The sequence below is a fragment of the Shewanella sp. 10N.286.51.B8 genome (assembly GCF_041469325.1).
Lineage (GTDB): Bacteria > Pseudomonadota > Gammaproteobacteria > Enterobacterales > Shewanellaceae > Shewanella.
Map to the genome: position 1 here is coordinate 181,301 of NZ_JBFRKG010000007.1, position 26,600 is coordinate 207,900.

Below are 26,600 nucleotides of genomic sequence, written 5' to 3' on the forward strand. Positions count from 1 at the left end.
AAGCCTAAAAACACTGCAAGGGTAAAGAGCTGCAAGCATCAATGGCATCGACTCTTAGCTGTTTAGATATTGGCTGAGAGCACTTTTAAATGGTTCACTTTAAGTGAGCCATTTTTTATCTTGATTAGGCTCATTACTCTAATTAACTTGTAATTAACATTTACACTGATTACCGTATTGAGTTCATACACTCAAAATAGTCATATTCATTCCCATGCAGCAGTCACATTTTATTCCCTATCGAAATGGTCGCCTTCATATTCGGCATATCAAAGCAAACCCTAGCTTGGCTAAAGGCATGCCAATTTTGATGTTACATGGCGCAATGTCAAATGGACGGGTATTTTACAGTGCCTCGGGCAAAGGCTTAGGTTGCTATCTTGCTAGGCAAGGTTTTGATGTGTATATACTCGATACGGCAGGCAGAGGCTTAAGTGAGCCTAAAATCAGCGCGGCCTATTCCTTAGGTCAAACCGAAGTGATTTTAGAGCAGCTGCCCCTTGCCAATGAGTTTATTTTATCGCATTCATCAGCAAGTAAAGTGCATTGGTGCGCGCACTCATGGGGCGGGGTATTAATGGCGAGCTGTTATGTTCGCTTAGCTAAGGTGCGCACTCAAGTGGCTTCATTTGTCACCTTTGGTAGTAAAAGAACCATCAAAATTAAATCTCTGCGTAAAACCATGATGGTGGATTTATTTTGGAATCGGTTGGCGCCATTTTTGTCAAAAGTGGATGGCTATTTAGCGGCAGATAAATATCGAATGGGTATGGACAATGAAAGCCGGCAATCATTAAGGCAAACCATAGATTGGGTAAAAGGTGATTGGGTAGATTGCCATGATAACTTTGATTATGCCGCTGCAGCTAGGCAGGTGACTTGGCCGCCTTGTTGGTTTTTAGCCGCTAAAAAGGACCGCGTGTTAGGTAACCCTTCAGATGTGCAAGATATGATGGGTGAGTGTCAGATGGTGGCAGCTGAGTATACTTTACTGGCTAAACATCGCGGCTTTAAGCGGGACTACACCCATGCAGGCATGTTAACCGACAAATCCGCAGTAGATGATCATTTCCCGTTAGTGAAAAGCTGGTATGACAGTTTGGCTAAGTAGCAACTTAAAAATAAACTGCAGCGATAAGCGCTAGCTGAAGTAATACAAACCAAGTGATTGCAATATATACTCTATTAGCGCTGTCGAGATTAGTGTATCAATTTGGTTTAGCATTAGCGCACTTTTGGTTTAGCATTAGCGCACTTAGGCTAGGAGCCTTCAAGTTTTGAGCAACTCAGGTTTTGAGTCATTCAGGTTTTGAGTCATTCAGGTTTTGAGTCATTCAGATTTGGGGTATTTAGACTTGGTGTAACTCTGGATATCTCATTTCAACTTCAGCACTAATCTCTAACAGTTCTCCGGCTCCTAAAACCCGCCATAACTGGGCTTCAAGCTGTTTTGCTCTGTGGGAAGCATGGGTGGCAATATATTCCATTTCGCGGCGAATATAGCTCATGTCTGGCTTTTCAGTTGCGCCATAATAAACTCGTAATGCCACAAAGCGGCCAACAGTTTTAGCGTGACGCACAAAGGCAATTTGAGCATCTCGGCTAGCGAAGTCGTTGACTAACTGAGATTGAATGTTAATTGCTCCTCTACCTTGACGAGACACCTGCAGGAATATCTCTATATATTTCAGGCCATCAATGGGCTTCATTGCTCGAACTGGATTAATAATTAGCTGCTTAAACTGGCTTTCATTAAATAATGGCGTCAAATTATAATTTAATGGTTTAGTGGAGCCAGCGGCAAATAGATGGCTAATAGCATCAGTTTTAACGCCGATCCCTAAGCATGATAGTTGCGCCGATTTTTGCGTTTTTTCTACAAAAAAGGGCACATTAGCCAGCTGTCTTAGGAGTAAGTTTTTCATGCCATCGGCTAGCTCTTTTAACTCGCCTTCACTATCTGATAATTGCTCAAGTTTATCCCGATTATGATTAATGAGTTTATTGATAAACTCAACTCCAGCATGGGGTTCGTGACCAATGTTGGCCGACAAATGCAGGGTTTGGTCATGATTACGGCTGCGGATCAATCGATATGGCAAGTTTGACAGTGATGTCTTGCCTGCAATTTGCTGCAGTTTAGGGAAACTAAGTAACACATCTGTAGGCTTTTTGAGGTTAAGATTATCTTCTAAAGCAAGCTGCAGCCCACGGGTGGATATATCATGGCTTATCCCACGGGTTTTATGGTTGTTGTGCTCAATATCTACCAAGGTTTTAAAGGCATAGCGCGCTTCTCGTCGTCGCTCGCTAAAGGGCATTGATAGACGTTTTATGCTGTTTTGTTTGAGCTTAGTTTGGTTAAACTTTTTAAGCTTATTGACGTTATCACTTGGGTTAAACCAGGTTTGATAATCGGATTGAACCTGCTCATTGGTTAAATCGATTAACTGCAGCACGTAGCTAAAGCCTGCCAGTTGTTGCTCTACTAGCGCTGAGTAGTGGGTTTCATCCCCTGGTAGCGTCGAGGTTTTATAATTCAGTTTATGGTCAATGCTTTGTTGGCTTACTTTGAACACTCGCCAACTAGTTTTGCTTGCGCCAAAGCCAAGGAATAACCCTAAGGCATCATGTTGCTTTAACTCATAAAGCGAGGCTGAAAAGTATTGGATTGTGTCGTTTGCTTGGTAGGTGAAGCAAAAAAATAAACTATGGTCACTGTCTTGTGGGTGCTTAATGAGATTGACTAAGCGATTATTGGTCAGTAAACCGGGTAGCTGATTAATCTCTTGCTCATCTTGAAAATATTGTAATGAAGCTTGGTTGCCTTGACTTAATAGCAAATGGCTAATGGTCGGTTTACCGTCATTTAAACTGATATAAATGGGGAGGTGAGCTAATAGTGGTAAATAATGGCGTTCAAACCCAAGCCCGGTTGCATTGACAATCAAATCGTTTACATCCACTTTATAGCGAAAGCGGTAACTGCGGATCAGCTGGGTTAATAAGTTATCGAGCTCGTTACTTTCTCCAATACGGCATAGGCGCAATATGGCACTATCATCTTTGTGTTGTATATCGACGATTTTATAGTCGATGCCTTTTTGGAGATCGTCAAAAAAATACTCTTCGTTTAATTCAAGTAATTTAATACGCAGCGGCTTATCTTGATCAAAGCGAATGTCAGCAGGTAAGCGAACTCTCGCGCCACCGACAGATAAATCTAAGCTGGCGCCATTAACTTCGGGGCCACCTGTTTGTGAGGCTGAAATACGAATACTGTAATTCATTCGCTCTTCGCTACGATTAAAATAGCTGCCTAAAACCACCCCAGGCACAATTAACTGGGAGGTTTGTGCTACGGGTTGCTGATTGTTTTGGCGGGCTTTTTCTTTGCGTAATTTGTGCTGGTTGAGTACATGCTCATAAACGCCAACGATATACTTATTGCGATACAGCTGCAGTGCCTCTAGCAAGGAAAGCTTTGCTGGCTCATCGAGAAAATGACGTAGTTTTCCAACCTGAACCTCTTCACATTCAAGATCGCTTTTATCACGTAAATCAATGATCCGAGTACAAATCACCGCAATGCGATTTAATTCCATTTTCAATAAAAATCGAGTCGAGTTTGATTCGTCAGCCGTAAACATTTCAAAGGCATCCTTAAAATCAGGTTCCATTAAAAGTGGCTTTAATTGCTCTATAAGCTGACTGTGCTCTTCTAAACTCATGGCTTCTTTTCTATTGAGGGCTCAGATAAAGGTGATAATTGCAGGCTCGACTGGTAATCTTATCGGCTAGCATCAGGCTTACTTTATACAAAATTAGTCTAGGTGTCTGTTAAAGCTAAGGTAATAATGCGATTTTGGCGCCATTAGCTTAACAATTGAGCTGTGTAAATTTAATAAATTAATAAGTGCTTAAATCCCATAAGCAGCAATCTGACAAAAGTGATCTATGGCAAAAAATAAAACAGCGTATGTGTGTAATGAGTGCGGACAAGATTTTCCTCGCTGGCAAGGACAGTGCAATGCCTGCCAAGAGTGGAATACCATATCAGAAGTGCGCATTTCTGCGGTTAAATCGTCGACCAATTCGGTAGCTGGTTATGCAGGCTCTGTCGGCGGCGGCTCAAAAAAACTTCATGAAGTGGAAGAGTTTGAAGCCCAAAAAATGCTTACCGGCATTGGTGAACTTGATAGGGTCTTATGCGGTGGCTTAACCACAGGCTCAGTGAATATTATTTCAGGCGATCCTGGTGCAGGTAAAACTACTTTACTGTCCGATTTAATTGCCCGCATGTCACAAGTTATGCCTTCATTATATTGTACTGCTGAAGAGTCACTATCGCAGTTCAAAAATCGTGTTAACCGCTTAAAGCTCAGTTATAACGAAGAGAACCTATATTTAATGGCTGAAACCAGCGTTGAGGCGATTATTGCTGAGCTGGACGCTAAACAGGTAAAGTTTGCTGTTATCGACTCAATCCAAGCGGTGGTGTCTGAAAGCGCCAATGGCAGCCCTGGCTCGCCTTCACAAGTCAAAAGCTGCGCGCAGGCATTAACCCAGTATTGTAAGCAAAATAATGTCACCATGTTTTTAGTGGCGCACGTTAATAAAAACAATGAAACTGCCGGCCCGCAAACGCTTATTCACATTGTCGATTGTCTGACCCATATTGAATGCAATGACGGCCAAATTAGAACTCTAAGAGCCAATAAAAACCGTTTTGGTGATGTGGATACCGTGGGCATTTTTAAGATGACCGAGCGCGGTATGATAAGTGTTGATAATCCCAGTGAGATATTTCTCTCTGGCTCCACCACTGAATCACCTGGCGCGGCCATTACCTGTATCCGTAAAGGCAACCGTAACTTATTGCTAGAAATTCAATGTCTAACCACTGAGACTGAAGGCGAGTTTCCGCAGCGAGTTTGTGTGGGGTTAAACATGAACCGGATTAAAATGCTCACGGGGATATTACGCAAGCATACTCGCACCAAGATTTATCATGATACTTATTTTAATTTGGTGGGTGGTTTGAAGATTGATGAATCAGAAACCTGTATTGATTTAGCCTTGGTGACGGCTTTACTCAGCAGTTTAAATGACTTTGTGGTGCCCAGAACCACCTGCATTATGGGAGAGCTAAGTTTAAATGGTGATGTTAGGCCGATTGATAGTGGTGTGCCGAGAGTAAAAGAAGCGGTGCAACATGGTTTTACCGAGGTGTATATTCCCCATCGTAACTACCATAAATCAATGGAAGGGCTAGGCGCTAAAATCCATCCGATTAAAACCGTTCATGAGTTATTAGAACTGATTAACTAAATTGATTAACTAAATGGATTAACAAAACTTGTTAAGCATTAAAAAAGGAGCCTGTGGCTCCTTTTTTGTATTTACTTTATGACTCGAATCAAGCGACTAAATCAGTAAGTGTCCGCAAAGGGCGATAACCGGTAATGTCACTAAGGTACGCAAAATGAAAATCACAAACAACTCGAAGAAGTTAACTGGGATTTTACTGCCAATAAGTAATGCACCGACTTCACTCATATAAATTAATTGGGTTACTGATAGGGCTGCAATCACAAAGCGAGTTAAATCTGACTCAATTGAGCTGGCTAAAATTGAAGGCAAGAACATATCAGCAAAGCCAACCACAATCGTTGTCGATGCAACATCGGCTTCTGGTATTTGCAGTAATTCGAGCAGTGGAATAAATGGCATACCTAGATAATTAAAAATCGGCGTATTTTCAGCTAATACCAATGCGATGGTACCAATGGCCATAACCACAGGAATAATACCAAACACCATATCAACCACGTTCTTAACGCCTTCAGTTAATAGCTGTTTAACCCCACCAGCGCGCGAAGCTTTATTCATCGCTTGCTCAAAGCCCCAAGACATTACGCCATGACCTTGTGGGATCATTTCATCATCTGGGTGACGTGGGGTGTTGTCGATATATAAATCTTTTTTCCATGATAGCGGTGGTAATTTAGGCACTATGATAGCGGCAACAAAACCAGCGAGACAAACGGTTAAGTAAAATGGCACAAATAAATGCTCAAGTTTGACTTGAGAAATAACCACTAAACTAAAAGTAATAGATACTGCTGAGAAGGTAGTACCAATTACGGCCGCCTCACGCTCGGTATAAAGACGGGTTTCATACTGCTTGTTGGTCATTAAAATACCAACACTGCCATCACCTAACCATGATGCCATACAGTCAATGGCACTTCTTCCTGGAAGGTTGAAGATTGGACGCATTAATTTGGTCAGCATGGTACCGAAAAATTCTAATAGACCGAAGTTAAGCAGTAACGGCAGCAGCATGCCTGCAAAAATGAACACTGACAGTAGTACTGGTAATAGGTCATTGAGTACCAAGGCTCCGGTATCAGCTGAGTAAATCACTTCTGAACCGATCTCTAAGTAGGTTAATACAATGAATATTGCCCCTAAGACGCGTACTAATAACCAAAATGGTGAAACATTCAGCAGCGAATGCAAAAACGGGCTCTTACGAACTAACTTTGGGTTTATTAGTTTAGTAAGCACCGACACGATTGCCATAAAGACTACGATACAGGTTACGATTAAAGGTAATATATCGGCGAATTGGTTTTGTACAAATTTTGATACGATAGCAATCGGAATGGTGATTGAGCCGTCGTAGCTAATAGGTGTCATAAACAATAACAATCCGATAAGTGACGGAATGATAAAGGTAAGTATTGTTTTGAGATTATATTTTGGTTTTTCTTGAGTCACTTTGTCTATGCCTTACCAATTAACTAAATAATCATGGTTGAGTTAATCAAACCGTCTTATGGGAAATGCTGTATGTCCATTCATAGGATATCTAAGCGAGGCAAGGTTACCTGCTTATCTATTCTAAGTAAAACTATTCACTAAAACGAATAGTTATGGGCTTTTTATGCTTATCTATATTGTATCGTTTCCCAACCGAATTGCACGGATTATTTTGTTTGTAATCATGGTGTTATGCAGTTGTTGTTACTGTGGTGTTTTGTTATTACAATGGGTGAGTGGATCGTTGTAAGGTTGTTTGGGTCGTGCCCTCTATATTGACGTGGTTAATTGACTGAATACTAAACATTAGATGTCGATAGCGTTTTTATCAAAGGCGATTAAGTATGATAGAGCCTAATTTACAAGGAACAAGATACGCTGTGATAATAAGTAAAACGGAAAAAATTGCTCGATTAGCTTACCTGTTTGGTTTATTAGGTTTGATAGGGCTTTTTATCGGCATAGGTTTATCTGTGTTTATTGAGCATATGCAGCATGGTGATAAGTATAGTTTACTGCAATTTTCAATCAGTGAACTGGGGACTTACAACCGCTCTTCTTCTGCCTTATTGATTAATGGCGGGCTATTTTTTGGTAGCTTAAGCCTGACGATGAGTGCTTTATTTGGCCTACAAATAAACCGTACCATTACTGGTCGGTTATTTTGGCTGGCTCTTATCGTGACTTTTCTTGCCCTAGCTGCCACAGGGCTGTTTCCCCTTAATGTTTACCATTTACATATTCAAGCCGTGTCTATTTTTATTTACTTTGGCTTAATCAGTGCGCTACTGGGACTGGTTAACGGGATCATTATGCGCCAAGCCCAATATATGCTGCCATTGGTGTTTGCTGGTTTGATTGCGGTGATCCACGGCGCGATTTTAACTTGGCCATATTGGGGGGGGAGTTTAGGTGAGAACCCGCTCTCTGAAGGACTACTATTTCAAGCCATTGTGTCGCAGTCTCCTAAGCCACAAACTTGGTGGTTATCCATCTTATTTTGGCTAAGCATCATAACTACATGGCTGTGGGTTTTGAGCATTTGCCGCTGCTATTTTCTGCCCCAGGGGCAAAGTAAAGCAGATAAGCCTAAGCCAAAGGTATGACTCTTGGGCAATTGTAAGTAAGAGCCTTGTAAGTAAGAGCCTTGTAAGTAAGAGCCTTGTCAGTAGGAGACTTGTTATAAGAGCCTTGTAAGTAAAAAGACTTGTAAGCAAAGAGGCTAAAGCTTACAGCGTTATTCACTGCCTTGCATTAGCCCCGATTACTAAGGTGTTAACTAGATTTTTTGTAAACCAGCGCCGCCGAACCAATAGCCATTACAGGATTTTGTGTTAGCAAACTCGCGAGTTTTCATCGCCATATCATCTTGAGTCTCATCACTGTTTGCTAAGCGCTTTGTGAGTTCATCTGCAAGCTCAATACAGGCTAATTGGCTAGGTGATACTCTAAAGTAGTTCACCCCCATTTGCTGCATTTGCATCATTTCAGCGGTTAAATCAACAAATGAAGCCGATTGAGTTTGGATGCCATTTAATCTCAGTAAATCCTGATGCTCTTGAGTTTGCACCAAAATCCCCTTTGGGTGTTGCTGACAAATGGTCTCACAATTGTCTTTACTCAAATTAAAGTGTTTGGCAGTAAAGCAGCGCGCTGAATGCGCCAGTGGCATATAACCATGGCCCATGACTTCCACTTCAAATTGCGGCGTGTTTTCGCCCTCACCAATCACGGTTTTAAGCCATGACTTTGATAATTCAAATGGCATAGCAAAGCGTTGCATACCCATTTTATGCAAAATATCTAAGCTGGCTCTATTGTAGTTATTAATGGTTGGGCCACAAATGAACGGCAGTTTGGCCTCAGAGGCCAATTGCACGCCTGCCATATCATTGGCTTCAATAATAAACTCGCCATTATCGATATACTTTTTAAGTTCGCCAAGCTCAGATTGTGCCTCGATTAATGCCATGGTTGAAAGTACCACATTTTTGCCAGACTGCTTGAGCATAGTGGCAATGTCGAAGTAATCTTTAAATTTCATTAATCGACGCCTGCTGCAGACGGTTTCACCTAAATAAATAGTATCAACCTGGCTTTGTGCTGCCCGATGATAAAATTGTTCCGTGGTGTCTTTGTCCCAGCAATAGCTAATGGCGCCCAGTGAGATTTTCATATTGTTATTTACTGCCATTGACGCTCGTACGCTCCTAATGTGGTGACTTGTCCTTCAGACACCTTGGCTAAGGTATGATTCCATCTGGCTTGCTCTTTAAAGGCGCTAGGATTGTTTTGATAGCTATCAATCGCTTCTCGCCAAACCCGCGTTACTTGCTCTACATATGCAGGGCTGCGTTGACGGCCTTCTATTTTTAGCGATTTGATCCCAGCTTGGGCAAGTTGAGGTAATAGGCTTAAGGTATTTAAGCTGGTGGGCGACTCTAACAGGTAATCGGCTTTGGTATCCGCTTCGGCAATGTAGCGGCCTTTACAGACCACGGGGTAGCCAAGTTGTTGGTCAATACCTGTGGTATCAATCAGCACGTCATTTAGCCTAGTTAGGCATTGGTTGCCTTGCTCTTGCCATCTCACATCTTTTGCTGGCGAGCAAGACCCGCCTGTATTAGGTGATTGGCCAGTGACATAAGACGATAAATGACAACGTCCTTCAGCCATAATACACAAGCTACCAAAGGCAAATACTTCTAACTCTACCGAGCTGCATTTGGCTAGGTCACGCACTTGCTTCATTGATAACACTCTAGGTAATACCGCGCGTTCAATATTAAAATTTTGCTGATAGAAATCGAGTGCGGCTTGATTGGTGGCCGAAGCTTGCACTGAAAGGTGCAATGGCAAATGTGGATAACGGTTGCTGGCATAATGAAGCAGGGATATATCAGCGGTAATAAGTGCATCCATTTGCAGCTGGGCGGCTAAATCTATTGCCTGATACCAGCGGCTTTCCTCTCCAGGTTTTGGATAAGTATTTAAGGTTAAAAATACTTTTCTGCCTTGGGCATGGGCAAGCTTGGTGGCTTGTTTTAGTTGTTCTGGGGTGAAGTTTAAACCTGCAAATGAACGGGCATTAGTATCATCCTTTAAACCTAGATAAACGGCGTCAGCGCCCGCTCTAAAAGCGGCTTTTAATGAGGCTAAATTTCCTGCAGGGCACAAGAGTTCCATATTCTCTCTCTCAAATTTCGATTGAAAGTGAGTGTAAAGTTGAATGACATCACATGATTTGATTTGAAACAGGTTTCAATTGATAAAATGTGAGTAAACTAGCTTAAATTGGAATCTTGTCAGTGTAGGAGTATGAATGTCTTTCGGTTTTTCAGGAAAGGTTGCTAAAAATTTGCTTAATATCGCCCCTAAAGTCGCCACCCAGTCTCTTGCTGTTGTCCCTGAAAAGGTAAAGTTGGATATTCTGGCTAAGATGTTGTCACTTTCGTTAAGTGAACAAATTAAATTTGGTGAGTTAGATTTTCTGCAAGGTAAGTGGGTTGCTATTTGTGTGCAAGACATCGCGCTCAACTTTGAAATTAGTTACGATCAACAGTTATTATTACGTCCTTTGACGCAAGCCGATGTAACTTTTACTGCCAATGTGCCTGAGTTATTACTGGTTGCTGCGGCCAAAGAAGATCCTGACACGTTATTTTTTCAACGTAAGCTGCGTATTGAAGGCGATACCGAACTCGGCCTTGAAGTGAAAAACTTATTGCTCGGTATTGAGCTTGATACGTTACCAGCAGCGGTAAAGCTTAGCATTGAAAAGTTAGCTATTACGCTACAAACGTTACAAGGCTATGCTAATGAGCAGGCAGCCGCAACGGCGTAATATTCAGTCATAATGACTCAGATGATGAGCGTTAGACATGGGATGAATATAAACATCAAAAAAGGCGCTAATTAGCGCCTTTTTTGTCATGTAGTTTAAGGGTTAAACCTTACCTGTAATGACTTCATATTTATATTGCAGCTCAGCTGGGGTTTCTGCGTGGCTGGGATCAGGATCAATGCAATCAATTGGGCAAACTGACACACAGGTCGGCTTTGCATAATGACCCACACACTCGGTACATAGCGCAGGATCAATTTCATAGATCTCTTCACCCATGGTGATAGCCTCATTAGGGCACTCAGGCTCACACATGTCGCAGTTAATGCAGCTATCGTCGATTAGTAATGCCATTTAGTTGATATACCTTATAAAATTCATCTGTAACAATTGCTTATGTATATTCCATATAATGGTAAAAATTACCCGGTCCCGACTTTCAATGATTCATCCAGCGGATTTTCATGCACTTAACCATGAATAATGACCTGAATGAAGACAAAGACTTAATAAGCGTTGAATGACTGCGCTGATCTATCGCGTTTTAACACGCTATAAATCTTTCAATCGTTGATTATATCACACAGAGATAGCCCGCCTAGGGTTAAGCGAGAAATTCACCGTCTAGCTCATGTTTTGCAGTGGAGGTTATCGCGACCACTGCTGATTCAATGAAAGGATTCATTTTTGAAGGGTTTGACCCTCTATTTCAGATTATGAAGTGAATGAGAACGCTACTATTATGTAGCAATTATCATTTAGCTACTATGATTTAACTAAGCCCTCAGAACCACTTTTTGCTGACTTATCGAGAATAAAAAAATGGAAGATAAAAGCCCAACCCAGCAACAGTATGATGATGTTTTATCATTTTCAGATCGATTACATCAATCAGGGTGCGCGCCATACTCAGTGGCGAAATATACCCAGTCTTATGCGGCTCATCACCAGATAGATATCGCCATTGATGTTACCCCAACTAAAATTGTGACCATTTTCGAGCAACCCACTCAGAAAATGGTGATGCAAACTAAAAATCCACCGTCAGTCAATTTACGCAATTTGGTGGCAACCCTAAAGGCAATACACTCAAAAGAAAACTATCAAGGGGTGCCGAGTTACTCGAATTTTACTTTAGGCATTGCCAACCTATTACTGCCGCCTTGCTATTTGATGCTGGTGGGGAGCACGTATCTTGCGGCAATGATTTCGGTTTTTTTAGGGTTAATCGCCTGGTTAGCTCAACTAATGTGCATCGGGCAGCGAGCAATGCTGGTAGAGTTCATTGTGGCGTTTATTGCCAGTTTTGTGGTGGGGATATTGGCCGCTCAATTTCCTGAGTTACCGGTGTTAGCTTTATGCATCTCATCCATTGTACTGTTTATTCCAGGACTCACTGTCACCAATGGTTTAGCCAGTCTTGCCTTAAATGACTTTCGCTCAGGCATAGAGTTATTGGCCCAAAGTAGTTTGGTGGTAATAAAAATATTCATTGGCGTGGTGATGGGCTTAGGCTTATCAAGCTTGCTTGTGGGTCATGTAGCCGCTGCGCCATTTATTAATGAAATCCCTTTAGGTTTGCATATTCTGGCGTTAATTGGCATATCGGTTGCGATTGGACTGATTTTTAATGCCAGTTGGCAAGACATTATTATTGGCCTGCCCGCTGCTGCAGTTGGCATGTGGGGGCCACATTGGTTTACCTCTGATTGGGTTATCGGCACTTGGATTAGCACCATGATTATCACTCTTTATGGGCTGTTAGCCGGTAAAGCACGTAAAGTGCCTGCGTTAGTGTATATTATCCAAGGGGTGATCATTTTAGTGCCAGGAAGCCGGATCATCGTTGGTGCCAGTGAGTCATTCTTTGCCACTGCAATATTGCCTATCCCCAGTATTGGTATGTCAGCATTATTGATGTTTTGTTCGATTATGGCAGGGCAGATCATGGTTTATTCTATTTTCAATGACCGCTTTTTGTTTAACCATAAACGCAACTAATCGATATTAATTGAGAAAAACTAAACACATGAAAAAAGCGCCTAATGGCGCTTTTTCGTTGTCATGTTTTATCGACGTTTTTTGATTATCGATTAGACTGTCACATCGCGACGAATTGCTCTGCCAGGCTTAGCATCCATAAGCAATTGTCCCTTATCAATAATCGATTGGCCATTGACTAGTACATGCTGCATACCCACTGAAAGCTTATTGGGCTCAGTAAATGAGGCCATATCTTTAAAGCTATTGAGATCAAATACCACTATGTCAGCATCTTTACCCACTTGCATACGGCCTTTGTTACGCATTTGCGGCACAGCATCTTCGATGATATGACACGCATTGAGGCTGGTGCGCTTCATTGCCTCGACTAAATTGACTTCTTTATACTCAACCACGTATTTATTTACAAAGCGGGCAAAACACCCGACCGAGCGGGGGTGAGCAAAAGCATCGTTAGGCAATGGCCATACATCACCTTCAATCAATTTACCTTTGCTGTCCATCCACGGCATGGCATCAGAGGCAATAGCGGCGTTAGGAAACAACACCGAACGCTTCATCATGCGTAAGTCTTCTTTACTGTCGTCAGGCTTTAAGAAGTGAATAACGATTACTTCACCAGGGTTGGTTTTTCGTAGTTCATCGATTTTGGTTTGGGTCATAGGTACGCCATTGGCTTCCATGTAACTTGCATCGGGAACGCCAAAGCGGTCAATCCATTCTGGGCCAGCAAATAAGGCCGCGCCCACAGGTGTTGAGCCTGCGCCATAGGGGTAAGCTTCAGTGGTAATCGGCAAACCAGAATCAACAGCTTCTTGCACTAGGTCGGCGCAATCATCAATGTCTCGCACCGAGGTACTGTTGAGGTGACAAATATGCATATGTGCCCCAGTGGTGGCGGCTAAACTGATTAACTCTTGATAGGCTTCAAAGCTTGATCTGGGCTCCATGCCGTTGGCATAACGTACATGGGTGAAGGTCGGTACATCAAAACTTTTGGCCAGTTTAGCTAAGCCGTAATACTCTTTATGGCCATAGGCGGGAGCATAACCGCCATTAATACCAATCCCTAAACCACCTTCTTTTAAGCCTTGTTCAACATCAGACAATATCGTATTTAGCTGTGCGTCGGTGGCGAGATCATTTTGCCAATTTTTTAAACTAAAGGCATTCTGAAACCAAGTAATGGTGCCATCTGCGGGCGAAATTTCACTTTCAATTGCCATAATGCGGGCATAGGTCCAAGCTACTGAGGCGCCGTAGTTAATTGGGCGACCTTCTTTAGCTGTGTCATCATAATACTTACCAATGGGTAATAGGCCTGATTCCAACTCAAGGGCGGTGGTGACACCATCGAAGGCTTGAGCTCTGGCTGCGGGTAATTGTTGTCCATGGGCGTGAAGGTCGATAAAGCCAGGGGCAACCACAAGCCCGCTGGCATCAATGACTTTTTTACCTGTGAGCTTTTCTGTCGATATAGCGGCAATTTTGTCGTCTTTAATGCCTACATTGCGTACGGCATCTAAACCCGTTTCGGCATCAATGACACGGCCATTAGTAATCACTACATCAAACGGGCCTGTTTGATTTGGCATTAACTGTGGCTTTTGTGGACCCTTGTTAGTTTCTGCTGTGGCAGTCGATGAAAGTGTTATTGCAGCGGCGCCAATAGCCAGTTTTTTCATGGTATCGCGCTTGGTTTGATCAACTTCAGCGGTTAATTTGTCATCTTGATTTAACTCGGACATCATTTACTCCTTTCTCGCCAGTATCCTTGATTATCATGCTATTAATTATCAGCCAAGCATTTACAGCTTGTCATTAACAGCTTTAGTGGGCCGTTTACTGCATAGTCGTTTTATATTTAAACCACTAAGCTAGCTAACTTTTCACGCATTATTTTTTCGTCCATGCCACCTTTGGGGGCAATAAAGACTAAACGGGTTGCTCTTGCTTCATCGTGTTCCCACGGCTCGCCAACAGTGACATTGGCGCGTTGGCCAGTACATTGAAATATACAGCGATGATCAGGTCGATCAGATAAATTTAAAATACCTTTCATGCGGTAGGCATCGACTGAAAACTGCTGTAATAGCGGATAGAGGCTTTGCAAAGACAGCGGCTTGTCGGTTTCGAAGCTAAAAGTATCAAAGCTGTGGGTTACATGGTCATGATGGTTGCATTGGCTGTGGTCATGGTCTGCACCTTGGTGCTGACAAGTATGCTCATGGCTAAGTTTTACTAACCGCTCAGGTACATCAAATAAAATCGGTAGTGCGACGTTTCCAAACTCCATTTCAACCAGTTTGGCAAAAGGGGCTTGGGTTTGGCACCATGCTTTAACTTTTTCCAGCTGCTCAGTTGCCACTAAATCAACTTTATTAACTAACACGATATCGGCGACTTGTATTTGTTGCTCTGACAAGCTGGCCATTGAACCTTCTAAACTTAAAATATTCTCAGCATCGATAGTGGTGATAATCGCGTTCAATGGCGCGTGTGCTTGTAGTTCAGGATCTTCAAATTGCAATGCCACTTCTTTAGGTTCGGCAATACCTGAGGTTTCAACAATAATATGATCAGGGCGCTCTTCAAGTGCCAGTATGCGCATCACTGAGACCACTAAACCTTCGGCAAGATTGCAACACACACAGCCATTTTCGAGGCTAATCATATTGTCGCTTTGGGATTTTACTAGCTCTGCATCGACATTAATTGAACCAAAGTCATTTACGATAACGGCCATACGCATGCCATCGGCATTGGTTAGGATATGGTTTAACAGGGTGGTTTTCCCGGCACCTAAAAAACCCGCTAAAATGGTCACAGGAATAGGTTTTTTATTCATTGACGTTTCTCTATATGATTTACTTTTTAACGAAAAAGCTCGGTATTACCCGAGCTTTATGATTATAGGCATAATGGTTATGCAACCACTGGATTACGAACTGCTAAGCCAGGATTTACATCTAAATGCAATTCACCATTTTCGATAATAGGTGTACCATTTACGATCACATGATGCATCCCTTCTGAGAGTGCATTAGGCGCATCAAAGGTCGCTAGCACTTTGATTTCGTCAAGTTTAAATAAGACTAAATCAGCATCTTTACCCACTTGAATACGGCCTTTGTTTTTCATTTGAGGAACACTGTTTTCTAATATTCGACACGCATTTAAGCTCGTACGCTCCATCGCTTCGAGTAGTGTAACTGCTTTGTATTCATTGAGGTATTTACTGATAAAGCGAGTAAAACAAGCAAGCGATCTTGGATGAGCAATAGCATCACTTGGTAATGGCCATACATTACCTTCGATTAATTGCCCCTTAGGATTCATCCATGGCATTGCATCGGATGCAATGGCTGCGCCTGGAAATAATACTGAGCGGTCCATTTTATGGCGATCGGATTTACTTTCATCAGGTTTTAAAAAGTGCATTACTACCACTGTACCTGGCGCATTTGCTTGAAGCTCAGTGACTTTTTCTTGTGTTAAGGCTTTACCATTTGCTTCCATGTAGCTTGCACTTGGCACTCCCCAGCGCTCTAGCCAGTCATCACCGCGGAAAACTTCTGCGCCGATCACTGATGAACCAGCACCGTAAGGATAAGCTTCTGTTGTCACCGATAAGCCTGCATCAACCGCATCTTGAACTAAATCAGCACAATCTTCGATATCTTGCACTGAGGTACTGTTAAGGTGACAAATATGCATGTGTGCACCGGTGGTTGCCGATAAACTGATCAGTTCTTGGTAGGCTTCAAAGCTTGATTTAGGCTCTGCGCTATTTAAGTAACGCACGTGGGTATAAGTAGGCATTTCATAGCGTTTAGCTAGCTTTGCTAATTCGTAGTACTCTTTATGGCCATAACCTGGTGCATAGCCAGCGTTAATACCAATGCCCAAACCTCCCTCTTTAAGGCCTTGCTCAACATAGTTTAAAATGGATTTAAGCTCATCTTTTGTCGCAAGGGTGTTTTGCCAGTTATTTTTAGAAAATGCTTGTTGAAACCAAACAATCGTACCGTCTGCTGGTGGCATTGTGGGCTCTTTTGCCGTGATACGAGCATAAGTCCATGCAACAGAGGCGCCGTAGTTAATAGGGCGGCCCTCTTTGGCTGTGTCATCATAGAATTTAGCAATAGGTAGCAACCCCGACTCCATTTCAAGAGCGGTGGTTACACCATCAAATGCTTGTGCTCGTGCAGCCGGAAGCTGTTGACCATGCGCGTGCATATCAATAAAGCCCGGCGCAACCACTAAGCCTGTGGCATCAATGACTTTTTTGCCTTGTAATTTATCTGTTGAAATGGCGGCAATACGATTGCCTTTAAGGCCGACGTTACGAATGGCATCTAATTTAGTTTCAGGGTCAATGACCCGGCCATTTTCAATAACAATATCAAATGGGCCCTTTTCATTGGCCATTAGCTTAATTTGCTGCTCAGTGAGTTTGTCTGATGCGGCTTGCAAAACTGAGGCAAATGGAAGCGCTGCAGTACTAACAGCCCCCGCCGCAAGCTTAGTTAGCGTAGTACGTTTTGACTGGTCGACATTGTTAGTGGTTAAATCATTTAGCTTGGTATCGTCTTTCATTTTTTATCCTCATTTATTCATGCAATAAAAATAGTAAAAACTGGCAACATGTGAAACGGCAAGCACCATAAAAGCTACTTTAAACAGCTTTGCTCTAAATTTGGATAATGTAAAGCACACTTTGATACTTTTGTTGCGCAAGCGTGTCTTTGGGTGCGAATAATAAATATCTCAGGGCTTAGGGTTACGGCTTTGTTAGCTTCGGTTGCTCGTATCGCTTTGAGTTTGTTGCTGATGTTGCGTTAATGATAAAATTTTGCCGCTGTAAAACTTATTACTGATATTAATTAATAGCATAGATTAGAGGAACTCACATTTGAAGGATCTAACCCTTCAAGTTTTGACCAACCTTGGCCAATAATAAATAAATGATAGGTGATAACTGACTAAATGATAGGTCATGAGTTTTTATATGTAGTAGGCTGGATCTTGAGTGGTCGATAGAGTTGGGTAGGTGATAGAGTTGAGTAGGTGATAGAAGTTGAGTAGGTGATAGATGTTGAGTGGGCGATAGAGTTGGGTAGGTGATAGAGTTGAGTAGGTGATAGAGTTGAGTAGGTGATAGAAGTTGAGTAGGTGATAGAAGTTGAGTGAAAGGTAGAGATTGAGTGAAAGGTAGAGATTGAGTCAAAGTGGTGGCTTGTATTGCATTGGCGGGTAAACACTTTCTCAACAGTCACAGTTATGGCCTAAAAGGCAATAACTGCAACAGCTGAAAACGGATAACCATCCCCTGGTTAGACTGACTTATGTAGCAGGTCTAGGTAACGGGTTCAATCGCTTGATGTGGATTGCGGCTATCTTGCCCTTGAGGCAGATTGCGCATTAAAATTGCTTTATCCAGCTCGACTTCTGCCGGCACAGCTAAGAATACAAAGTGCCCTGAACCTAACCCGGCTTCTACTGATTCACCTTTGCGATTAACTAATTCTGAAATGGTTAAGGTGATATTGCCTTGCGGGGTCATCAATTCAACACTGTCACCGACAGAGAACTTGTTCTTAACGTCAATTTCAGCTGCGCCGGCATCATTGCGTTTACCGGTAAATTCACCAACAAATTGTTGGGTATCACTGATTGAGTAGCCGTAATCATAGTTCTGGTATTCGTCATGAACGTGACGACGTAAGAAGCCTTCGGTATAACCACGATGCGCCAAGCCTTCAAGGTTATGCATTAGCGTGCGGTCAAAATCTTTACCTGCCACAGCATCCTCAATGGCTTGACGATATAACTGTGCGGTTCTCGCTACGTAATAAAAAGATTTAGTACGGCCTTCAATTTTTAATGAGTCGACACCCATTTTGGTTAAACGCTCAACGTGTTGAATGGCACGTAAATCTTTTGAGTTCATAATATAAGTACCATGCTCATCTTCATAAGCAGGCATATATTCGCCTGGGCGTCCTGGTTCTTGCAATAACACCACTTCACTTGATGGCTGACCTGCGCCCAATGTTGGCGGCGTCTCTAACTGCACACCATGTTGGTCAACAAGCCCTTGTGGGTTTACCGCAATAATGTCACCGGTTTCAGTTTGCTTGGCTTCATGGACATCGTACTTCCAACGACAAGCATTGGTGCAAGTGCCTTGGTTAGGGTCGCGCTTATTGATGTAACCAGAGAGTAAGCAACGGCCTGAGTAAGCCATACATAATGCGCCATGGACAAATACTTCTAATTCAATATCAGGGCATTGCTGACGAATTTCTTCAATTTCATCTAACGACAATTCTCGAGATAAAATAACGCGTTTAATACCTTGTTGCTGCCAAAACTTCACCGAAGCCCAGTTAATGGCATTGGCTTGTACTGATAAATGCACTACTTGATCGGGAAAGGCTTCTCTCACCATCATGATAAGGCCTGGATCTGACATGATTATGGCGTCAGGTTTCATCGCCACGACAGGTTCCATATCACGAATGTAGGTTTTTAGCTTGGCATTGTGGGGCGCAATGTTGCTGACCACATATAATTTTTTATTGAGCGCATGGGCTTCCTGGATCCCCATGGCGAGGTTTTCCATTTTGAAGTCATTATTACGAACTCGAAGGCTATAACGAGGCTGACCGGCATATACAGCATCTGCACCGTAGGCAAATGCGTAGCGCATATTTTTAAGGGTTCCAGCTGGAGACAATAGCTCTGGTCTAAACATAATAACTCTCAAATTGATGAAAACTCGCACACAGCGCGGGGGCGGCATTTTACTGAAGTATGGCTGCTGAATGCAAATTTTTCCTCTGTGATTGCGGTTACAGTCAAATTTGATCATCTTTAATGGAATAAAATCCCCATAGTCGTTCTTTTTCTTTATTCAAATAAGCCACATAACTGGTACAATTGCTTACAAAGCGATAATAATAATACAACGGGCTGAATTGATGACGACTGAACACCAACTCCTAGTGGGTTTACTGAAAAAGCTTAAAGATGACGCATTGGTACTGCCAACGCTTCCTGAAGTTGCCATGAGAGTGCAAGAGGTGGTATCAAACCCTAATAGCAGCTTGAAGCAAGTGGGTGATATTATTGGCCAAGATGCGGCGATTTCGGCGCGCATTATTAAGGTGGCAAATAGTGCATTGTATAGCCGTGGTAAAAAAGCTGAAAATATCAGTGCTGCCGTTAATCGAATTGGCTTAGTGCAGATTAAAACCATTGTCACTTCAGTGGCGTTAGAGCAACTTTTTATCTCAACCAATGAAATGGTATGGGAGGTGATGGATGAAGTATGGCAAACCTCCATTGAAGTGACAGCAGCGGCAGGGGCATTACTTGCAATTTATAATAAGCGCAACCCCAGTAAAAGGTTAGATGCTGAAACATTGACCTTGGCTGGCTTAGTGCACAATATTGGCGCGCTACCTGTGTTATCAGAAGCTGAAACAAGGCCTGATACCTTTACCAGTATTGAACAATTACGCGGTCTCGTACGTAAAATGCAAGGGCCAATAGGTCGAGCTATTTTAAAAACGTGGGACTTTGCCCCTGAAGTGATGGAAGTGGTTGAGCGCTGGGCTGATTTGCATTACATCTCTGAGCAGGTCACTTATTTAGACTTTATTCGCTCAGCGGCCTATTACTCTGGTGAGTTAAGAGCAGGTCCCGAGCTTGAGCAGCGGTTAGCATTATTTGCCACAAGAGGCTTACCAGTTACCCCTGAAGATTTAGAGAGTGATGAGTTTTTAGATGTTTATCATTCGATAAAACAGAGTTATCAATAAGCATAAATTCAAGCCCGATGGCTATTGAGTTAACGCTAATAAGGCTAACGCTAATAAAGCAAGATAATAGAGGCACTCGGTTGTGTTAACTGTTGAAATAATGATCATTGTGTTTATTGGCTTAGTTTTGCTGCTCGGTATTGTACTGGGTGGCTATTTTCAGCAAGGGCGCTTTATTAATGAGTTAACCCAAACCCTTGATGTCAATAGTAGCAATAAACTACCGTTAAGTTTCAAACATACCCCTCGGGCTTTTAAACCCCTTATTCGCAATCTAAATCAACTACACAAAAATAATCCTGTTAATCTTGATCGTGACAAACTAACAGGACTGTCCAATCGAGTGGGCTTTAAACGCAAAATGTTTGCCAAAATGCCAGCGACCGAAGGTATGTTGATTTTGGTCGATATTCAACAGTTTAGATTTGTGAATGACTTATTTGGCTTTGTTTTTGGCGATCAATTATTGCAAGCATTTGCAGTGAGGATTAAAGGCTTAACTACCCCCCCTGCGTTTGTATCGCGAATGAATGGTAATGAGTTTTTGCTTTTTTATCCCAATTCATTATTGAGCCAGGATTTACAGGATATGAAGCAGCATTTACAACGACCATTTGAAATTGCTCAAACGCCAATCTGTATTAAAGTTCAACTAGGTGTATTGGAGTTAAATAAACACCATGCTGATGTCAGTTTAATGCTAAGAAGGCTGGATTTAGCCCTTAAAAAAGCTAAGCGCAGCAGTGGCTCTGTTGCTTTTTATAATCAAGATGATGATAAAGCCCAATATCGTGAATTATTAATTATCAATAGCTTACCAAAAGGTTTAAAGCAGAATCAATTGTACATGGTATATCAACCAAAGCTGGACATGAACTCAGGTGCTTGTCATCAAGTTGAAGCACTCATTCGTTGGAAACATGCTGGTCTTGGTGACATTTCTCCTTCGGAGTTTATTCCATTAGCTGAGCATACTGGCATTATCGATTTAGTTAGCCATTGGGCGCTGGATGAAGTGTTAAAACAACAGGTTAAGTGGATTAACAAAGGTTTAAATATCAAAGTGGCAGTGAATTTGTCCACCAAAGATTTAGAGAATAAACAGCTTCCGATCATCATAAGCAGTAAGTTGCTGCAATATAAAGTGCCTGCGCAAAACTTGACCATAGAAATTACTGAAAGCGCCTTGATGATTGATTTGAACAGCACCATAGAAACGCTAAATACCCTCAGAGACATCGGCGTCTCCATCGCCATTGATGATTTTGGCACCGGCCACTCTTCTCTTGCTTACCTGCGCCATCTTCCAGTGGATGAGGTAAAGATTGATAAAGCATTTTTGGACGATTTTAATTGTGATTTACAAGCTAACAAAATTGTCAAAACCAGCATAGATTTAGCTAGTAGCTTAGGGTTTAATGTCACGGTTGAAGGGGTCGAAACAAAGGCGGTATTTGATACCTTGATTGGATTTGGCGCCAATACCATCCAAGGGGATTATTTTAGTAAACCCCTTCGGCCTAGTGAGTTAGAGCATTGTTTAGCTCAGTTAACTTATCCGGTTAGCGCGACGTAATTTATTGCTAAATAGCTAATCTTGACCAAATTGTGATCGTAACTGTGCGATCAGCTCAACTGGCATCGGCGCCATTTGTCGTTGTTGATTCATACAAACCATTTCTATGGTCGCTGTCACAGCAGGCTTGTTAGCATTAGGTCGCCAAATTTCCTGTTGCCACACAGTACGATATTTACTTTCAAAATAATATCGAGTGCGTACATCAACAATATCTGCAAACTCAACCCCATCATGACAAAGCATATCGGTGCGATACACTGCAAATCCCAATTGTTGTAGCTGCCATAAGCTATTTAGTACATCGGCCCCAATAACATGCTCTCTGGCTCTTTCGAAATACTTTAAAAAGTTAGGATGATACACAACCCCAGAAAAGTCGGTGTCTTCATAATAGATTTGCACCGGAAAGTGAAATATTGGGCTATATGCTATTGTTTTTGTGCTCATTCGCTACTCAGTTAGGCTGATTTGGTTATTAAGGTAAAACGGATGCTTATTGTCACCTATTTAAACCACTTTAAACAGACTCTTGCTGTTGATATACCTAAGTTACATACTGCTCAGACCTGCAACGATATTGCATTGTGAGTAGCTTTAAGCATCACAGTCAAACTGATGCTTAATTTTTAGCTGACCTTTTGCTGCATAGACAATGGCAGTAATTGTGTTTCCCCAGTAAGCATTTGGTAAGCGCTTTGCGCGTTGACCGCTGGGCTGAAGATATAACCTTGGCCTACATGACATTGATACTGAATTAACTTTAATAATTGCAGCTCGGTTTCAATACCTTCGGCAACAATTTGCATATTCAAGTCCTTACCGAGATTAATAATGTTTTTAAGTACATTACCAGCCGCTTTGTTATCGATAAAGTTATCGATAAAGCCTTTATCAATCTTTAAGGTATCTAGCGGGAAATGGGTCAGGTAATTCAATGAAGAATAGCCTTTGCCAAAGTCATCTAAACTAATCCTGATATGCAGTTGATGCAGCTGGTTAAGTACTTTTTCAGCGACTTCCACGTTTTCAATTAATAATGATTCGGTAATCTCGAGCTCCAGTTTCTCGGCAGGAAAACCTGTTTCAACTAAAATCGCTTCAATTTGCTGGCAAATATCCGGCTGTGATAGTTGCACTGGCGAAATATTGACTGAAATATTGCCACTTAATAGCCCTTGCTGATGCCATTGATTGCCGGTTATGCAGGCTTGTCTTAATACCCAGTAGCCGATCTCAATAATTTGACCGTTACTTTCAGCTTCTGGAATAAAGCGATTAGGCGGGATCATGCCTTCTTTAGGGTGAAACCAACGCAGTAATGCTTCAAAGGAGCTGATCTCACCGCTGACTAAACAGACTTTCGGTTGATAAAATAACTCAAATTCACCATTCTCTAATGCCAGTTGCAGTTGCTGTTTGATAGTGATTTTTTCTTGCAGGGCGATGGAGAGCGCCTCATTAAAAAAGTATGCACTATTACGGCCTGCATGCTTGGCGGCATACATTGCCGTGTCGGCGTGCTTTAGCAAGGTCTTAGCATCTTGGCCATCTTCAGGGTAACAGGCGACCCCAATACTCGCTGAAGTACTGATCCAATGCTGTTGTACCTGGTAACCGCAATTAATGGTTGCTCTTATCCGTTCAACAATAGTCACTAATTGAGCCAACTCACCAGGATTTCGAATGATAATGGCAAATTCATCGCCACCTAATCGAGCTAATAAGTCATCCCTTTTTATATTGGCTTTTAAACGCTGACTGACCTGAATAATAAGCTCGTCACCAATGTCATGGCCCATGGTGTCATTCACTTCTTTGAAATAATCAAGGTCGATAAAAACAATGGCTGCGTGAGTATTTTTAATGCTAATGGACGCTTCAAGTTTGCTATTAAATTGGAAGCGATTCGATAACCCCGTTAACGCATCAAAGTTCGCTCTTTTTCTAAGTTCAGTAATTTTTTGATGGCGAGTTAATAGGTATAAAAACAGTAATAAGGCACATATTATCAGCAAGCTAATAATGGCGTAATGCCACCAAGCTTGGTTTATTTTAAAAGCAAATATGGCTTGATGAGGGCTCCATAGGCCGTCGCTATTACTCCCTTGTACGATGAAGTTATATTCACCGGCACTGAGGTTAGTATATGTGGCAGTGTTGGTGTTACCGACATAGGTCCACTCTTTATCAAACCCTTGCAGCATATAGCGATACTGGTTTTTAGTGGGGGCACTGAAGTCTAATGAGGCAAAGGTAAACTGGACCATATTTTTTTGATAATCTAGGCTTAACTTAGCGAGCTGATTATTACTATTAGGGCCAATATATTCTTGGTTAGCAACAAGTGCCGAAGTAATATGCACTTGAGGCTGAAAGTCATTTCTTGTTAGCTGCTGGGTGTCAATTTTAAAGGCACCATGATTAGTGCCAATAAGTAACTCGTGGTTTCTTATTGCTATTGCACCATCTGAAAATGAACTGTCTTTTTGAGTGATGGCACTGGGGTATTGGGTGATTTTATTGGTTTTTGTATCCATGTGCGCAAATTTAGCTTGCGAGGTGATCCATAAATTTCCTTTACCATCACCCACCACGCCCTTGAGGGTATTGCTGGTAAACCCATGCTCTTTGGTGAAGTACTGGATGTTTAATTCATCACTCCATTTCTCGCCAATCTCAATTTTAGCCAGCCCTAACCCTTGAGTGGCAACCCAAATAATATTATCTTCATCTTGGTAAATTTTGACGGTGCGAATATTTTCAACCTCACTGCCTAGAGGCAAGTGTTTCACTTCATCAGTTTCAGGGTTAATTCGGAAAATAGCATTGGTTGTGGCCATCCATAATTCGCCGTTATGAATGATTTTCTTATCAAAGGCAAAGTTACCTCCAGAGCGATATGCATTATCGTAGTGCTCGAAATAGCGCTTTAAAATGCCTTTATCAGGATTGAACAGTATTAAACCCACGTCTAAATAACCGCTTATCCAAACATTGCCTTTGTTGTCAGGTATGGCGAGGTAAAACTCATTACTGGGGAATCCATGGGGGTTGTCAGGGCTATTACTAAAATGCCTTAAAGTATCATTATCAATATTATACTGTGATAAGCCATTGGCACCCGCTATCCATAAATTGTTTTGTTCATCAACAATGGTGCTATAGGGTTCATTGATCACAGCATCTGTTATTGGCGCTATGGTAATTGTTTCTGTGCCAGCGTTAATCTTATCGATACCTTTATCAGTGGCTATCCATATATTATTTTGTTTATCGGTATCAAACCAATAAACGAAATTACCTGATAACTCGGGTTTAAAAGGGTGAGGGCGATATAATCGAGAGCCTTGTTTAAAGCTTGAGTAGCGCGATACACCATTGCCAGTGCCGAACCAAATACCGTTTGAATAATCGATTAAGATGCTTGCAACGTAATCATCAGCAAGTGAATTATCATTATAATCTTGATGTTTGATATGGCTGAAGGTCATGGTATCGAGTTGTAATCTTGTGGCACCATGATCGTGCGCAATCAACAGGGTATTGTTATCTTCAGCGGTAATGTAAAAAATTTGATTTGAAGCGAGCTGCTGGGAGGAGGGATTATCCCCTTGATGTTGAAATACCTCAGTAGCCAGTGTTTCAGGGTTAAACTTGATTAAGCCACTTTGATAAGTGCCAATCCACACAAGGCCATCTTCAGCCTGATACACGGTCGATAAGCTTCCGTCAAAGATCTCTTGGGTGCGCTTATCGTTAAAATTGACTAATTCCAGTTTCTGCTTCAGCCGATTTACCTTGGCCAAGCCAAAGTCTGAGGTTACCCAAATGTTATGGTTACTATCGTAAAAAAAGCCTGCGATAGAGGTATCATATGCTTTATCCGTTTCAACTTCATAGAGGAAGTAGGGGGTAAAGGTTTGAGTGTCTATATTATAGTGACTGACACCAGAGCCGGTGCCAAACCATAGATCGTTATTATCATCTTCAAATATATCTATTATCCAACTGGAACCTAAGCCATTACTTGATGATTTCATATCATGAATAATAATCTGATTATCTGTGGTTAACTGATTTAGACCATCTTCGGTTGCTATCCATATATCACCATTTGTATCCTCGTGGATTTTAGTGACGTAATTGTTTGATATATGGTGTTTATCATTTAATGAAAATTGGAAATTGGTGAAGTTAACCCCATCATAGCGACTGGCACCCGCATCGGTACCAAACCAGATAAAGCCATTTTTTTGTTGATAAAGGGTAGTAATACTCGAAGAAGGTAGACCGTCACTGATGGTCAGGGTTTCTAATCGAAATTGTTCGCCATAGCTTTGAGGCGTAAAAAAAACAGTGACGCAGGCGCAAGTGATTAACAATACAAACTGCTTTAACGCTCCAAACATCGACTAGCCTCAATTATTATTATTTTTTATTAATGAAGTTCGCTAGTAATTCTACATAAATTTAGAAGTGATGTAATGCGGATAAACAGCACAATATGGGAAGTGAG

The 26,600-nt window shown here is 41.9% G+C and carries 18 protein-coding genes; 7 read left to right on the top strand and 11 right to left on the bottom strand.

Going from position 1 to position 26,600, the window contains the following annotated elements:
• Positions 1-214 precede the first annotated feature (214 nt).
• The gene (locus tag AB4160_RS03605) at positions 215-1,111 is read left to right on the top strand and encodes an alpha/beta fold hydrolase (RefSeq protein WP_102436190.1); all 897 of its coding nucleotides are present in this window, start codon (positions 215-217) and stop codon (positions 1,109-1,111) included.
• A gap of 238 nt (positions 1,112-1,349) precedes the next feature.
• On the opposite strand, the gene AB4160_RS03610 is transcribed toward AB4160_RS03605, so the two are convergent.
• The gene (locus tag AB4160_RS03610) at positions 1,350-3,731 is read right to left on the bottom strand and encodes a PilZ domain-containing protein (RefSeq protein WP_372003652.1); all 2,382 of its coding nucleotides are present in this window, start codon (positions 3,729-3,731) and stop codon (positions 1,350-1,352) included.
• A 226-nt stretch (positions 3,732-3,957) separates the two neighbouring features.
• Here AB4160_RS03610 and radA point away from each other — a divergent pair, with 226 nt between their 5' ends.
• Positions 3,958-5,331, top strand: coding sequence for a DNA repair protein RadA (gene radA / locus AB4160_RS03615; protein ID WP_372003653.1), 1,374 nt, complete (start codon positions 3,958-3,960; stop codon positions 5,329-5,331).
• Positions 5,332-5,427: 96 nt separating this feature from the next.
• Here radA and AB4160_RS03620 read toward each other — a convergent pair whose 3' ends face one another.
• The gene (locus AB4160_RS03620; protein ID WP_102477222.1) at positions 5,428-6,705 is read right to left on the bottom strand and encodes a YjiH family protein; all 1,278 of its coding nucleotides are present in this window, start codon (positions 6,703-6,705) and stop codon (positions 5,428-5,430) included.
• Positions 6,706-7,172: 467 nt separating this feature from the next.
• On the opposite strand from AB4160_RS03620, the gene AB4160_RS03625 reads away from it, so the two are divergent.
• Positions 7,173-7,934 (top strand): hypothetical protein, encoded by a 762-nt coding sequence (locus AB4160_RS03625; RefSeq protein ID WP_303446469.1) that lies wholly within the window; start codon positions 7,173-7,175, stop codon positions 7,932-7,934.
• Between the two features lie 173 nt (positions 7,935-8,107).
• Here the strand turns inward: AB4160_RS03625 and AB4160_RS03630 are convergent, their stop codons facing one another.
• Positions 8,108-9,004: a U32 family peptidase gene (locus tag AB4160_RS03630; protein WP_102477223.1), complete on the bottom strand. Its 897-nt coding sequence runs from the start codon at positions 9,002-9,004 to the stop codon at positions 8,108-8,110.
• Between the two features lie 8 nt (positions 9,005-9,012).
• The gene (locus AB4160_RS03635) at positions 9,013-10,014 is read right to left on the bottom strand and encodes a peptidase U32 family protein (RefSeq protein WP_102477171.1); all 1,002 of its coding nucleotides are present in this window, start codon (positions 10,012-10,014) and stop codon (positions 9,013-9,015) included.
• A gap of 136 nt (positions 10,015-10,150) precedes the next feature.
• Here AB4160_RS03635 and AB4160_RS03640 point away from each other — a divergent pair, with 136 nt between their 5' ends.
• Positions 10,151-10,672 (top strand): SCP2 domain-containing protein, encoded by a 522-nt coding sequence (locus tag AB4160_RS03640; protein ID WP_102477172.1) that lies wholly within the window; start codon positions 10,151-10,153, stop codon positions 10,670-10,672.
• A gap of 102 nt (positions 10,673-10,774) precedes the next feature.
• On the opposite strand, the gene AB4160_RS03645 is transcribed toward AB4160_RS03640, so the two are convergent.
• Positions 10,775-11,026: a YfhL family 4Fe-4S dicluster ferredoxin gene (locus AB4160_RS03645; RefSeq protein WP_055023738.1), complete on the bottom strand. Its 252-nt coding sequence runs from the start codon at positions 11,024-11,026 to the stop codon at positions 10,775-10,777.
• Positions 11,027-11,494: 468 nt separating this feature from the next.
• On the opposite strand from AB4160_RS03645, the gene AB4160_RS03650 reads away from it, so the two are divergent.
• Positions 11,495-12,673: a threonine/serine exporter family protein gene (locus tag AB4160_RS03650; protein WP_102532041.1), complete on the top strand. Its 1,179-nt coding sequence runs from the start codon at positions 11,495-11,497 to the stop codon at positions 12,671-12,673.
• 92 nt (positions 12,674-12,765) lie between these two features.
• Here AB4160_RS03650 and AB4160_RS03655 read toward each other — a convergent pair whose 3' ends face one another.
• The 4 genes from AB4160_RS03655 to yegQ form a co-directional block, all read right to left on the bottom strand.
• Positions 12,766-14,424, bottom strand: coding sequence for an amidohydrolase family protein (locus tag AB4160_RS03655; protein ID WP_102477174.1), 1,659 nt, complete (start codon positions 14,422-14,424; stop codon positions 12,766-12,768).
• 116 nt (positions 14,425-14,540) lie between these two features.
• Positions 14,541-15,524 carry a GTP-binding protein gene (locus AB4160_RS03660; protein ID WP_102520095.1) on the bottom strand — a complete coding sequence of 328 codons (984 nt, stop codon included), beginning with the start codon at positions 15,522-15,524 and terminating at the stop codon, positions 14,541-14,543.
• Positions 15,525-15,601: 77 nt separating this feature from the next.
• Complete coding sequence (locus tag AB4160_RS03665) at positions 15,602-17,275, bottom strand: amidohydrolase family protein (protein ID WP_102520094.1); 1,674 nt, start codon at positions 17,273-17,275, stop codon at positions 15,602-15,604.
• A gap of 760 nt (positions 17,276-18,035) precedes the next feature.
• Complete coding sequence (gene yegQ, locus AB4160_RS03670) at positions 18,036-19,436, bottom strand: tRNA 5-hydroxyuridine modification protein YegQ (protein ID WP_102438026.1); 1,401 nt, start codon at positions 19,434-19,436, stop codon at positions 18,036-18,038.
• Positions 19,437-19,662: 226 nt separating this feature from the next.
• Here yegQ and AB4160_RS03675 point away from each other — a divergent pair, with 226 nt between their 5' ends.
• Complete coding sequence (locus tag AB4160_RS03675) at positions 19,663-20,505, top strand: HDOD domain-containing protein (RefSeq protein WP_102438028.1); 843 nt, start codon at positions 19,663-19,665, stop codon at positions 20,503-20,505.
• A gap of 100 nt (positions 20,506-20,605) precedes the next feature.
• Entirely contained in the window at positions 20,606-22,081 is a 1,476-nt protein-coding gene (locus tag AB4160_RS03680; protein WP_371999936.1) for a putative bifunctional diguanylate cyclase/phosphodiesterase, read from the top strand.
• A gap of 15 nt (positions 22,082-22,096) precedes the next feature.
• Here AB4160_RS03680 and AB4160_RS03685 read toward each other — a convergent pair whose 3' ends face one another.
• Entirely contained in the window at positions 22,097-22,531 is a 435-nt protein-coding gene (locus AB4160_RS03685; RefSeq protein ID WP_102438032.1) for a thioesterase family protein, read from the bottom strand.
• Positions 22,532-22,710: 179 nt separating this feature from the next.
• A complete protein-coding gene (locus AB4160_RS03690) occupies positions 22,711-26,493 on the bottom strand; it encodes an EAL domain-containing protein (protein WP_303412184.1) in 3,783 nt (1,260 codons plus the stop codon).
• Between the last annotated feature and the right edge of the window lie 107 nt (positions 26,494-26,600).

Excerpts from the sequence above, each read along its gene's own strand:
- yegQ (WP_102438026.1), bottom strand. The coding sequence starts at position 19,436 with ATGTTTAGACCAGAGCTATTGTCTCCAGCTGGAACCCTTAAAAATATG.
- AB4160_RS03690 (WP_303412184.1), bottom strand. The coding sequence starts at position 26,493 with ATGTTTGGAGCGTTAAAGCAGTTTGTATTGTTAATCACTTGCGCCTGC.
- radA (WP_372003653.1), top strand. The coding sequence starts at position 3,958 with ATGGCAAAAAATAAAACAGCGTATGTGTGTAATGAGTGCGGACAAGAT.
- AB4160_RS03645 (WP_055023738.1), bottom strand. The coding sequence starts at position 11,026 with ATGGCATTACTAATCGACGATAGCTGCATTAACTGCGACATGTGTGAG.
- AB4160_RS03665 (WP_102520094.1), bottom strand. The coding sequence starts at position 17,275 with ATGAAAGACGATACCAAGCTAAATGATTTAACCACTAACAATGTCGAC.
- AB4160_RS03640 (WP_102477172.1), top strand. The coding sequence starts at position 10,151 with ATGTCTTTCGGTTTTTCAGGAAAGGTTGCTAAAAATTTGCTTAATATC.
- AB4160_RS03650 (WP_102532041.1), top strand. The coding sequence starts at position 11,495 with ATGGAAGATAAAAGCCCAACCCAGCAACAGTATGATGATGTTTTATCA.
- AB4160_RS03630 (WP_102477223.1), bottom strand. The coding sequence starts at position 9,004 with ATGAAAATCTCACTGGGCGCCATTAGCTATTGCTGGGACAAAGACACC.
- AB4160_RS03660 (WP_102520095.1), bottom strand. The coding sequence starts at position 15,524 with ATGAATAAAAAACCTATTCCTGTGACCATTTTAGCGGGTTTTTTAGGT.
- AB4160_RS03655 (WP_102477174.1), bottom strand. The coding sequence starts at position 14,424 with ATGTCCGAGTTAAATCAAGATGACAAATTAACCGCTGAAGTTGATCAA.
- AB4160_RS03625 (WP_303446469.1), top strand. The coding sequence starts at position 7,173 with ATGATAGAGCCTAATTTACAAGGAACAAGATACGCTGTGATAATAAGT.
- AB4160_RS03680 (WP_371999936.1), top strand. The coding sequence starts at position 20,606 with ATGATCATTGTGTTTATTGGCTTAGTTTTGCTGCTCGGTATTGTACTG.
- AB4160_RS03620 (WP_102477222.1), bottom strand. The coding sequence starts at position 6,705 with ATGACACCTATTAGCTACGACGGCTCAATCACCATTCCGATTGCTATC.
- AB4160_RS03675 (WP_102438028.1), top strand. The coding sequence starts at position 19,663 with ATGACGACTGAACACCAACTCCTAGTGGGTTTACTGAAAAAGCTTAAA.
- AB4160_RS03605 (WP_102436190.1), top strand. The coding sequence starts at position 215 with ATGCAGCAGTCACATTTTATTCCCTATCGAAATGGTCGCCTTCATATT.
- AB4160_RS03610 (WP_372003652.1), bottom strand. The coding sequence starts at position 3,731 with ATGAGTTTAGAAGAGCACAGTCAGCTTATAGAGCAATTAAAGCCACTT.
- AB4160_RS03635 (WP_102477171.1), bottom strand. The coding sequence starts at position 10,014 with ATGGAACTCTTGTGCCCTGCAGGAAATTTAGCCTCATTAAAAGCCGCT.
- AB4160_RS03685 (WP_102438032.1), bottom strand. The coding sequence starts at position 22,531 with ATGAGCACAAAAACAATAGCATATAGCCCAATATTTCACTTTCCGGTG.